8 protein-coding genes are annotated in these 11660 nt (G+C 64.0%); 2 read left to right on the forward strand and 6 right to left on the reverse strand.

The genetic code is table 11. The annotated features are described in order from the left end of the window. The coding region (locus A5655_RS17595) for a bifunctional diguanylate cyclase/phosphodiesterase (RefSeq protein ID WP_067012120.1) at window positions 1–1775 on the reverse strand (1775 nt) is incomplete at its 3' end. 393 nt (window positions 1776–2168) lie between these two features. Next, window positions 2169–3539 carry a cytochrome P450 gene (locus A5655_RS17600; RefSeq protein ID WP_067012084.1) on the reverse strand — a complete coding sequence of 457 codons (1371 nt, stop codon included), beginning with the start codon at window positions 3537–3539 and terminating at the stop codon, window positions 2169–2171. A 288-nt stretch (window positions 3540–3827) separates the two neighbouring features. Between A5655_RS17600 and A5655_RS17605 the strand changes: the two genes are divergently transcribed. Next, window positions 3828–4607, forward strand: a complete 780-nt coding sequence (locus A5655_RS17605; RefSeq protein ID WP_067012086.1) for a class I SAM-dependent methyltransferase — start codon at window positions 3828–3830, stop codon at window positions 4605–4607. A gap of 29 nt (window positions 4608–4636) precedes the next feature. Here A5655_RS17605 and A5655_RS17610 read toward each other — a convergent pair whose 3' ends face one another. Continuing rightward, window positions 4637–6769 carry an Rv1355c family protein gene (locus A5655_RS17610; RefSeq protein ID WP_067012088.1) on the reverse strand — a complete coding sequence of 711 codons (2133 nt, stop codon included), beginning with the start codon at window positions 6767–6769 and terminating at the stop codon, window positions 4637–4639. Window positions 6770–6886: 117 nt separating this feature from the next. Then, complete coding sequence (locus tag A5655_RS17615) at window positions 6887–7594, reverse strand: dienelactone hydrolase family protein (RefSeq protein ID WP_067012090.1); 708 nt, start codon at window positions 7592–7594, stop codon at window positions 6887–6889. A gap of 323 nt (window positions 7595–7917) precedes the next feature. Between A5655_RS17615 and A5655_RS17620 the strand changes: the two genes are divergently transcribed. Continuing rightward, window positions 7918–8589 (forward strand): TetR/AcrR family transcriptional regulator, encoded by a 672-nt coding sequence (locus A5655_RS17620; protein ID WP_067012092.1) that lies wholly within the window; start codon window positions 7918–7920, stop codon window positions 8587–8589. Between the two features lie 81 nt (window positions 8590–8670). On the opposite strand, the gene A5655_RS17625 is transcribed toward A5655_RS17620, so the two are convergent. Together A5655_RS17625 and A5655_RS17630 are read right to left on the reverse strand one after the other, a co-directional pair. Next, complete coding sequence (locus A5655_RS17625) at window positions 8671–10041, reverse strand: cytochrome P450 (RefSeq protein ID WP_067012094.1); 1371 nt, start codon at window positions 10039–10041, stop codon at window positions 8671–8673. A gap of 74 nt (window positions 10042–10115) precedes the next feature. Further along, a complete protein-coding gene (locus A5655_RS17630; protein ID WP_067012122.1) occupies window positions 10116–11558 on the reverse strand; it encodes an alpha/beta hydrolase family protein in 1443 nt (480 codons plus the stop codon). Window positions 11559–11660 lie beyond the last annotated feature (102 nt).

Consider the following 11660-nt stretch of genomic DNA (forward strand, 5'->3'; position numbering starts at 1 on the left):
CGGGATAGCAGAAAGCCTTGCGCCCGATAGCATCCCAGGTCGAGCAAGGTCCTAGCTGCGGCCACGGTTTCGACACCTTCCGCGACGGCGTTGAGCCCGAAGGCGTCCGCTAGGGCCATTGTGGACCGCACGATCGCGAGATCGCCGGCGTTGGTGTCGAGACCGAGGACGAATCCCTTGTCGATCTTGAGTGTGTCGACGGGTAGTGATTTCAGATATGTCAGCACGCTGTAGCCGGTGCCGAAGTCGTCGATTGCGATCTTTACTCCGATGTCCTTCAATCTGAAGAGCGTTTTGCGCGTGGCATCGATGTCTTGCACCACAACGCTTTCGGTAATTTCTAGACATACTGTGCTGGGTTCGAGGCCGAACTCATCCAGGGTTGCCGCGACCGTGTCGACGATGCCATCGGTGACGAGCTGCACAGGCGAGACGTTGATACGCAGCACCGCGTCGCGCCCTACGCCGCGTGATCGCCACAGCCCAAACTGCGCGCACGCCGAACGCATGACGTGGCGGCCGAGTTTGGCGCCCAGGTTGATCGATTCCACCACAGGAATGAACGAATCCGGCATCAATAGGCCAAGAGTTGGGTGTTGCCAACGGATTAGCGCCTCGGTACCCAGGATCTCACCGGTGCGCATATCGAACTCCGGGAGATAATGCAATACAAGTTCGCCGCTGTCGTCATCGATCATGCCTTGCAGGTGCAGCTCGATGTCGTTGCGGATCATGTCTGTTCGAGACATTTCCGGGCTGAACGCGGCAACCTTATTGCCGCCGGAACTCTTGGCCGACCGGGTGGCCTGATCGACCCGACGGAGCAGATCCGAGGTGCTCTCGTTCCCCGGCAGACCGGCGGCGACGCCGATACTGACCGTGCGACTGAGCATTTCACCGTCGATCACGAGTTGCTGGTCGACTCCGCTGTGTAGCGACTGAGCGAACACTTCGGCAGCCTCGGCGTCCATTGACGCGGCTGGCACGATGACGAACTCGTCACCGCCAAAGCGGGCGATGATGGAGGGCACCTCGGTAGCCTCGCGCAGCATTTTGGCAAAGGCCTCGATGAACCGGTCGCCGGCACTTTGACCGAGGCGGTCGTTGATGACCTTGAAGCGGTCCAGGGCAAGGAACACGACCGAGACCGGGCCTGGCTGCCCCTCGGCCATCCGCTGGTCTAGGTACTCGATCAACGCCCGGCGGTTGAGCAGGCCGGTGAGGTCGTCATGCTCGGCGAGAAAATAGAGCTGCTCTTCGGCGACGGTGCGGCCCTGCAGCTGAGCGAACAGCGCGGCGATCGCCTGCAGCGCGTTGAGTTCTTCCGGTAGCCATTCGCGGTCCCCGAACTTGCCGAAGCCCAGCGTGCCGGCGGTGATGTCACCGGATAGCAACGGTACGGCGGCCAGGGAAACGGCGGGGACGCCTGCGCCCGCCTCTTCGATGTGGCGTTGATAGTCGGCGTTTCCCGGGTCGGGACGCACAACCTGCGGCTCCTTGAGGTGTTCAACCTCGGCGAAGACCGAGTCGGCCTCGGCGAAATACACCACAGCGATTGGATCGGGATCTGGAACTTCCGGGCGTTCTGGCCATTCGGCGATGAGCACCGTCGCGCGGATCGTGTGATCGTTATGGCGCAGGAAGCTAAAGTCCACGCCTAACTCGCTAACTAGGTCGCGGAGCACCCGCTGGCTGACCGTGGCAGCGTCAGCCGCGGTGGCCGCCATCAAGTTGGCGGCAGCAGCGGTAACGAGATGGTCCAGTGCGCCCGACATCGCCCTTTACCGTAACGGTAACTGGCGCATAGGGCGCGCATTACATAGCGCGTCAAAGCGTCCTGCCTGATCACACGACGGGCTGTCCGTGAAATGAACCGCTCAAGTCGACATCTGTCCCGGTCAAACGCTGCGGCGGAGCGATACCGACGGTGCGGGAGCGAAGGTCGGGTGTCGTGCGTATGGGTAGGACCACCGATTCCAGCACCGGAAGCCGCGGAATCGCCGCATCGCATCACTACCGTCTGCGAGGAAGGTCTCCGAGCAGACGAAGTGACCTCGACGCCGTCACCCGAACCTGACCTCGCTATCGATGGCGGCCGGACATCCCCGACGGGATCTCCCGGGTGCGGTCGAGCAATTGGGGTGAACTAGGTTGCTTGCCCCAGCCCGCTACCGACGAGGCCGCACCCGCGCGCGAATCGGACCACCGGCAATCATAGTGAAGTGGAGGGCAAGCGGGAATTCGTCATCAAGAGAATGGATTTCGGCTCCACGGATGATGGTCGCCAACGCCAGCGTCACCTCGAGCATGGCGAAGTGGTCGCCGATGCACGACCGGGGCCCGCCTCCGAACGGCAGATACTGCCAGCGATCCAAAGCCTTGAAGTTCTCCGGGCTGAACCGGTCGGGGTCGAATCGAAGCGGGTCGTCCCAAAGGTTCGGATCGCGTTGAACGGCCATTCTCCCCACCACGAGCATGGTGCCTTCCGGCACCAGATAGCCGCCCACTTCGACGTCGCGGCACGCCATACGCGTCCCGGTGGGTGCCGGCGGACACAGGCGCAGCGCTTCGCGTATCACCTGCACGGTGTAGCCGAGCCGTGGAATGTCATCAGGCGTCAACGGCCGATCCGGCAACGCCGCAACTTCCGCCGCAACCCGAGCCTGATAGGCAGGGTGACGTCCCAACGACCACAACGCATACGTCAAAGTGGTCGCGGTCGTGTCGTGACCGGCAAACAGAAAAATGATCAGCTCGTCGCAAATCTCCTCGTCGGACAACCGCTTTCCGGTTTCCGGATCCTCCGCGGCGAGCAACGCCCGCACCAGCGGCGCCACCCGTGTCGGGTCAGCGCGACAGTCACGCAGAATCTCCTGGGTCAAGGCGTGCAGCTTGGCGTTCGCCGCTCGGGCACGCCGTCGCGCTGGCGTCGGCAACCAGCTCGGGGCACGCAATATGCGCGTGGCGCGCCTGATCGCATAGGTCAATGCAACCCGCAATGGTTCGGAGACCTCGTCGGCCCGCTGCTCGAGGTCGAGCCCGAGCACCGAGCGCCCAAGTGCGCGCAACGTCAGCGTGCGGCACTCGGCGTCCAAATCAACCTCAGCATCTTCGTGCCAGCCGTCAAGCACCGACTGCGCGGCCTGCGCCATGTGCCCACCGAACTCGCTCACGCGCTGCCTGGTGAACACCGGCTGCAGGGTGCGTCGACGCGGCTTCCACGGATCGAAGGGCAGATCCGCTAGGTTTGCGCCGATGATGCGGCGCATCTGGTCGAAGACCGGAGTGGTCTTGTCAACCGAGTCGTCCTTGGTGCTAAGGATGTCGCGAATAGCGCTCGGCGACGTCGCCAGCACCATCGGCGGCATGAGCCAGCGCGGCCCCAACGTGAAAGCCGTCACCGGCCCGCCGGCGTCACGCAGCCTCTCGGTGCCGGTGCTGAACTCTTTCACCGCCGCCACGCGCTCCCGAAAAGACAGCGGGTTCACCGGCGGCCTGGGCAGTGCCTTGAGGCCATTGCCCACGGGAACCTGGATCACGACATCCTCCCGAGATATCCGGTGCGCGCAAATCAAGCTCGTCGAAGCTTACCGAGCCTAACGGGGCGCATTCACTGTCGAGGATCTTCGAGAAATCTACGGACAAGCCCTGAGCCGCGACACTATCGCGCTGCTCTGACTATCATGAAGGCCGTTTGTGTCAATAGACCCACACACCAACTCCAAGAAAGATTCGCGGTGACGATCATCCGACCGGTCTGGCGGATACCCGGGATCGTTGTGCGCGAGCGATTCCACTCGCCAGGGCGCCGACGCACCCCCGAACCCATGGTGATGGACGACCCCGAATCTGTTGCCCAGTTCCACATAGGCGGCGCGACCAACCCGGGCATGCGAGCGGTTTACGATTTGTGTGCTCGCGCCCTCGATGCGCTGCTGCCGCCCGACGGCCGCCTCTTGGACCTCGGAGTCGGCTCGGGCCGTGCGCTCAGCGCCGTCCTGCGTCGACGCCCCGACATCACGGCCACCGCGGCCGATCTGGCTCCCAACATGCTGTCCACAGCGCGCGAACTGTTCGACCGCGAAGGCCTGGGCGATCGCGTCACGCTGGTGCAGGCCGACATCACCGCGCTGCCCGAGCACCTTTCATCCGACTCGTGGGACGCGATCTCGTGCATGTGGACCCTGCATCAGCTGCCGGATTTCGACGTCCTGCGCGGCGCCCTCAGCCAGATCGCTGCGGTGCGACGCCACAGCGGGGCCGCGGTTTGGATTTCCGACTTTCAGCGCCTACGCGACCCGACGGCCTGCCCCAACATGCTCGCGTGCGTTGACCCTGACTCGCCAGAAGTCCTGCGGCAGGACGCAATTGCGAGTGAGGCAGCGGCGTTCACGTTCGTCGAGCTGTCGAAAGAGCTTGCAGCTGCCGGACTGCAGGATCTGAATTCTGGCCACTCGACGCCCCTTCCATACTTGCAGGCGTACTGGACGTTCGGTTCGCGCGCCAAGGTGAAATCTTCGAGTGCCGCGCGTCGCGGAGAGCTGCGAGGTCAGGCCCGGCGCGAGGCAGCGTTGCTGCGGTGGGGATTCACGGCCAAACCGTTCTGATCTACCTGTCGCTTAAACGGCCCTGGGATTTAGTTGCGCCGCGTATGGACTCGGCTCAGGCTGCGCCGACTCGACATTGACGCTGGCGGCCCGGAGGTGAACCGCAGAACCAGCACGATAGCCTCCCCGGAATCAGTCCCTGCCAGATCCGCGAAAGCGCTTTGCAACTGCCCTAATTCGTCGGCAAAGCTGAACGACAACTTGGTCAGATCTCGCGTGGTGCGTGCATGCAAAAACACAGGCGACAACGGTTGAACGCTAAGACCTTCGCGTTGGGCGAGGATCCAGACTGCCTCCACCGCCGCACCGCCCCTGGCATAGTCGGCAAGACTATCGCCGGTCACCGTGATGACCGCGAGCGCGGAGCTGGAGAGGACTCGGTCGCGCATGTCATCACCTAGTGCGCTTCCTCCGCCCCATTCGGCAAGGTAGGCCATAACGTCGGGCCGGCGCAAGACATCGAGTAAGGCCACATCGCTTTCATCGAGCTCGAGAGTCCGTATGTCGAGGCCGGTGTCGGGGTCGGAATCGCCGGGCCAGCGAAGCTCCGAAATCATCTCTTTGTGCAGCTGCGGTGTCAAATATCGGATGCGGTCTGCCGCACCGAAAATCGCTGCTGTCCTGGATAATTCGTCTTGGTCAGTGATTAGTTGCAGACGCGCCCCTTCCCGCGCTGCGGCGGCGGTGAGTAACTCGATCGTCTCGTCGTCGAGCTTGTGCGGGGCCCCATGATGGCGGTTGCTCTCGCGCGCGAGCATCGCTTGATACAGATCGGCCAGAGCGGCATCGGTGCCGGCCTGGAATGTCATGCTCGCCCGGAGCGGACTTCCGTCGACGTCTTCGACAACGCTGACCGGACCGAGCATCCCGCGGGCGGCGGCCGCAACTCTGACGTTAAACAGAGCAGCGCCCAATGCGACGGCACTGCCACGGAAACAGACGTCCATTGTCGAGGTGTGTTCTGGCGCAACGCTGATCGTCACGCTTGCTGGTTCCGCGTCGATCCGCCAGGGCTGGCTATTACCGCCAGATGGTGCCCGCATAGCGGCATAAATGATCGGATCGTCGTCGACCGAAAACCTTGGAAGTTCTGCGTGCGCGATCTCGGATGCAAGTTTTTGCTGCGCCATCTCGGGTTCGTCGAGTTGGTCGAGCGCCCAGCCGATGTCGATGCGACACCGGCCGGATCTCAGGGGCTCACCTAGCCCGATTCTGCGCACAGCTTCGGCCAGTGCTGACGCGCCTATGCCGACATCGGATGCCAACTGGGGCCAGGTCGACAGCGTCCGGTCGATCTCGACAAGTGAGGCAGCGGTGCGCGGTGATATTCGTTCGGCTTCGAGGTGGCGCAGCATGTGGGGGATTTTTTCACGGCTGCTCATGCCAGGCAGCAACGCCAAATCGAGCTCGCCGAGGAGTCCGTGCAATATCGGACGCTCAGGTTCTTGATCGAAGCGTTCGACATCGACTATTCCGCGGTCGCTGGTTGCCATCAATGCAGGGATATGCCGGTCGCGGGCACCGATGCGGAGGAGAGCCTTCATCTCGAGCGAATCGCATTCTTCGACGACGATGTCCAGTCCATCCAGAAATGCGTCCACATTGTCGACGGTGATGCCGGCGTCGCACACATCCACCCTCAAGTACGGGTCGACCTCGGCGATCCTGCGTGCCGCCACATGGGCTTTATTGAGCCCTAGGTCGAACACGGTGGCCGGCACTCGATTCAAATTCGACAGTTCGAGCTCATCGAAATCAGCCAGCCGAATCCCGCCGCACAGCCCCTGCAACGCCAGTGTGTGAGCGATGATGTGCCCCACGCTGAGACCGGCGACCCCGACGGTCAGGGTGCGAAGCCGGGCCTGTTCTTGTGTGGTGATGTTGTTTCTGTTGCGGTCAAGCCGTAGCGTGCGAAACCCGAGCGGACCCAGGATCGCAACCACCGCGCGCCGCCAGGGATAGTAGGCCCACCGAATCCCTTCGGCAAGGATTTCTGCATCGGGCGCCGGGCGAAGATTTCGCAGGCCTGAGAGCTGGGCGTCGCGGTGATCGACGAACTCCACGTTGGGATTTGCCCGCAACCGCTCTAACGTCTCACGATCCGGGGAGTGATCGGGGTCCAGGATCCGCGCCGCGTATGCGGTCGCATCGGCCTCGGCCACGGTGCTCCCATCTCAGTGCTAAGCGCCATACTGCGGTGACGCCCACGCCGCTTGCCGCTTGGGCTCAGCGCGCAAGATTACCCGTCAATGACCACGGATTCGCGCTAGCCGGATCCGCTAGGCGAGGTGCTCCTCGAAGAAGCTCATGATGCGATGCCAGGCATCTTCTGCCTCCGGCGCGGCGTAGGCCATTCCGATGGCGCGTTCGATGATGCGGATCGGCCCGGGTAATCGCAAGTCGTTCATGAAGCTGTGGCCGACATTCGGATATTCCTTGATGTCACGGGGCACCGCGCCACGCGCAAGCGCGGTTTCGAGCTTGGCGGCGGTGCCGCGCGCCACAATGGGATCCTTAGCCCCGAAGCTCGCAACGATCGGACAGGATCGGCCCAGCGCCTCCAAGTCTTTGGGCAAATGACCGTAGTTGGGCGCGCTCACGTCGAACAGGCCGCCGGGCGCAAGCTGCAGACAAATCGAGGCACCCATGCAGAATCCGACCAAACCGACCTTGCCCGTGCACCGCATGTCCGCGATTAGATGATCCCTGGCGGCAACCAGCGAGTCGTGGGCGCTGCCACGGCCGGTGATCGCGGCACGGATGGTGCTGATCATGCATCGGATCCTTGGTCCGCGGCCATACAACGACGGGGCCAGCGCCAGATAGCCGGTGGCCGCGAAGCGGTCCGTGATGCGCCGCAAGTCGGTAGTCATGCCAGTGATGTCCTGAACGATGACGACGGCAGGCCACTGCCCCGCGCCGTCAGGCACAGCCAGGTACCCAGGCACGTTGCCGTCAGACGGATCGCGATAGGTGATGTCTGGCATGGCCCTCACTGTTCCCGTTGGTGCAGGACGGCGGCGGTAGCGACGACGAATGGCAGTTCTCGTGTCGCGGCGCACTCGGACGCGATGACCGGATTATTAGCTACGTCGTTGTCAGCGCCTCTGAATCGGTGCGTGCGGCCCCGGGCCGAAGTCGGTGAGCCGTCGCCGCTGGAAGCTTGGCGAATCAAGGTCGTCACAGGCAAACCCTTCGTACGCGTCGGCGGCGCGTACCGGTCCCTGTGCCGCCGCCCGAAATACCAATATATGAATATTGTCATGCCATATTGGCGTATCTTGCTACGTGTTCGCTATATTGCCGATCAATGGAACCGATTCGTCTGTTTCCCTACTCACCGCCCGCTCCGCCGGAGCCGACGAGCGAGCAGAAGATTCGCGACGCCGCCCTGACATGCTGTGCTCGGGAGGGAATCGCGGCCACATCGTTCCGCATGGTCGCCGACGCCGCCGGCGTGTCGATTGGAGCGGTGCAACACCACTTCCGGACCAAGGTCGCGCTGATCGATGCAGTCGACGAGCACGTCCTGCAGGTGGTAGGGGAAGCCTTGGGTGCCGAACCGCTACCCGAGCTGACGTCCGAAGCGCTTGACGAGGCTGGGCGGCGAATAACCCGGCTGATGGCCGAACATCCCAGCGTCATGGACTACATAGGGCGCGCGCTGGTCGAGGGCGCCACGATCTCGGGCCTCGGCCGGGTGATCTTCGACGGACTCACCAAGATCAGTGAGGCGCAAGGCGATCATTTCGCAGACGACGCCCGAGACGACATGGATCGTGCCTGGTCGGTGCTCAACACGATCATCTTGCGTATGGGCCCGATAATTTTGCGTCCCCACATCGAGCGCTACCTACGCCAACCGTTCTACAGCGACACGCAACTGAGACGCTGGGATGCCGCGGTGACCCACCTGATACGGCACGGTCTGTTCGACTACCAACCAGAACCAGAAGACCCCAGCGAACCTCTTTCTTGGTGACCGCCGCGGAGGGGTTGGACGTTGCGCGGCCAGCTGGGCGAAATATGTTGCATATACTCAATTTTCGGCTGGCCACGGCGCCTATCGTCGCTGCAGGCGCGCCCAAATAGGTCCCGCCGGAATCATTGTCAGTGACACCCTGAGCGGGAAATCGTCGTGGACAGATCGGATCTCGAATCTTCGAATGATGGTCGCCAAAGCCAACGTCAGCTCCAACATCGCGAGGTGCTCTCCAATACATGAGCGTGGACCGCCGCCGAACGGAAGGTACTGCCAACGATCGCGTTTCGCAGCACGCTCAGGACTGAACCGATCCGGATCAAACTTCAACGGGTCATCCCACAGCCGAGGATCACGTTGTACCGACCCTCTTCCGAACGCGAGCACCGTGCCCGCCTTTACCCGAAAGCCCCCAACCGCGACGTCGCAAGTTGCGACCCGTGTACCTGTCGGCGCAGGTGGGCACAGCCGCAACGCTTCCTGAAGGACCTGCGCTGTGAAGCCCAGCTGAACCACGTCAGCGGGAGTGAGTGGCCGGTCAGCGATCTGCGCGACCTCCGCTGCGACCCGTTCCTGTACGTCAAGATGGCGACCCAAGGCCCAGAGCGCGTAGGCCAACGTCGTTGCCGTTGCGTTGTGGCCCCCGAGTAGAAAGATGATCAACTCATCGACCATCTCGTCCTCCGATAACGGCTGGCCCGTCTCCGGATCAGCGGCCGCGATTAACGCCTGCACGAGCGGCGCATCTCTGGTCGGATCGGCGCGACAGGCGTGCAAGATCTCGGCCGCCAGATGTCGAAGCGTCGCCGCCGCCGCACGCGCACGTCGGCGCGCCGGCGTGGGAAGCCATTCTGGGGCGCATAGCGGCGTCAGCCCCCGCTGTAGGGCGTAAGTCGTCGCGATGTGCAGCGGTACGGCGACCGCGTCGGCCCGCTCTTCGAGATTCAATCCAAAGACGGCACACCCCAACGCCCGCAAGGTCAGCGTCAGGGACTGCGCGTCTAAGTCAATATCGGCGTCTTCGCGCCAAGTGCCACACATCATCTCCGCCGCCTGGGCCATGTGCCCGCCGAATTGTTGGACATGCTGCCGCGTGAACACAGGCTGCAGCGTGCGTCGACGCGGTAGCCACTCGGAGTGGGAAAACACGAACAAGTTCCCGCCCAGCAGCCTACGAAGCTCGGCGTTCGTTGGACTTGCCTTGTCGATTGATCCATCTCTAACAGTGCAAATATCGCGGATGCCTTGCGGTGAGGTCGCGAGCACGATCGGCGGCATTAGCCACCTGGGTGCCAACGTAATCAATGTGACCGGCCCGCCCGCATCGCGCAGCTTGTCGGCCCCCGTGTGATGGGACCGGACGGCTTTTCGGCGTTCCCAATACGGCAACGGGTTTTTGGGAGCTAACGGGAGCGCGGCCAACGATGGCTCGGCGACGTTTACGGCGGCCATGTTCGCAGCCTACAAGCGGCACGGTCGCCCACATTCAAGCGCGGGGCCGGTGGCATAGGTAGCAACCGCAGCGGCTAACGAGCGCCGCTGGACCGCTGGGCCGGAACCACCACCTGAGCGGGCGACGACGGCGGCGGCGCGGAAGCGGGGGGCAGGGCCGTGTGGGGAGTCCCGGGGGTGCCCAGCCGGCCGGCCAGCCAGGGCAACGCGGCGGCGAAGGCCCGGCCCGCGAACGGCCAGTCGTGCTTGCCCGGCTGGGGGAGGACCGCGCAGTCGATGCCGTTGGCGCGGCCGAGCGCGCAAAGCGAGTAGGCCGCCGCCGTCTGGTTACCCGGGTTGGCCGCGGCGTCGCGACTCGCGAGACGCATTGCGCCGGAGTCGGTTACGGCCACGTCCTGGCGCGGTGCCGGGGGGCCGTCCGACGAAATTGCGAACCAGCCGGCCACGTCGCGGTAGCGGCCGTGCCGGCTGATCACGGTGCTCGGGTCGAAAGCCGCCCAGGCTTCGGCATTTCCGCCGAACAGCCTGGCGATGGTCTGCGCCCGGTTGCCGGCGTTCGGGAAGAAATCACCCGCGATGTCGACGAACGCGCTGAACATCTCGGGATGCATCACGGTCAGATCCAGCGCGCACGTTCCGCCCATCGACCAGCCGGTGATGCCCCAGCTGAATCGGTCCGGGCTCACGCCGAACTTCGAGATCATGTACGGAACAACGTCTTTGGTCAGATGGTCGGCGGCGTTACCACGCGCTCCGTTGACGCATTCGGTGTCGTTGTTGAAGGCCCCTCCGGAGTCGACGAACACCAGGACCGGCGCCTTGCCGTCGTGGGTGGTCGCGAAGTCGTCGATCGTCCTGACCGCGTTTCCTGCCCGCGTCCAGTCCGCGGGCGTGTTGAACTGTCCGCCGATCATCATCACGGTCGGCAGGGCCGGCGGTGGGCTGTCCCCCGCAAGCGGGTGGTGCCCCCAGGTAAACCACTCGGGCGGCAGGTACACGAGTTCGCCGCGGTGCTTGAAATGCGATGCGTCCGAGGGGATCACCACCGGCACCACGCTGCCGTGCGGTGGACGGGCCCGTTTGGCGGCCATCGCGGTGACGGTGGCCGGGTCGGTCTGGTCGGGCAGCGGACCGGACGTGAGCTGGCTCCATGCCGCCTGCACAGTCGGGAAGTAGCCGACCCACGCGTTGAGCACCAGCGCCGCGCACAGCAGGCACGACGGCACGGCCAGTAGCGTCGCCCCGCGCCGCCAAAGCCGCGCGCTGCGCCAGCCGACAACCAGCACCGCCGCGGCGAAGCCGGCCAACGCGATCCAGACCCACAGCGCCGACGGCGCCGGCTCGTCGGACAGGCCGCGGTCCACGATGTACCAGTGCGTCAGATAGGCCGTGAGGCCCCCGACGGCGCCCGCAAGCGGCAGCCAAATCAGCCGCCAGCGGCGCGATCGCCAGCCGACGGCCAGCGTCAGCACAACGGCGGCGCCGATCTGGATCGTCGCGGGTATCCAGCCGTGCATCAGCGAGGTGAGATTACTGGCCAGCACGTGCTTCAGTCTGAGCCACCGTTAACGCTCCCGGAACATTTTCACCGGATGTTCGCCGGGTGTCCGTCGGGCGTG

Origin of the sequence: Mycobacterium sp. 1081908.1, assembly GCF_001673535.1 — a bacterium.
Lineage (GTDB): Bacteria > Actinomycetota > Actinomycetes > Mycobacteriales > Mycobacteriaceae > Mycobacterium.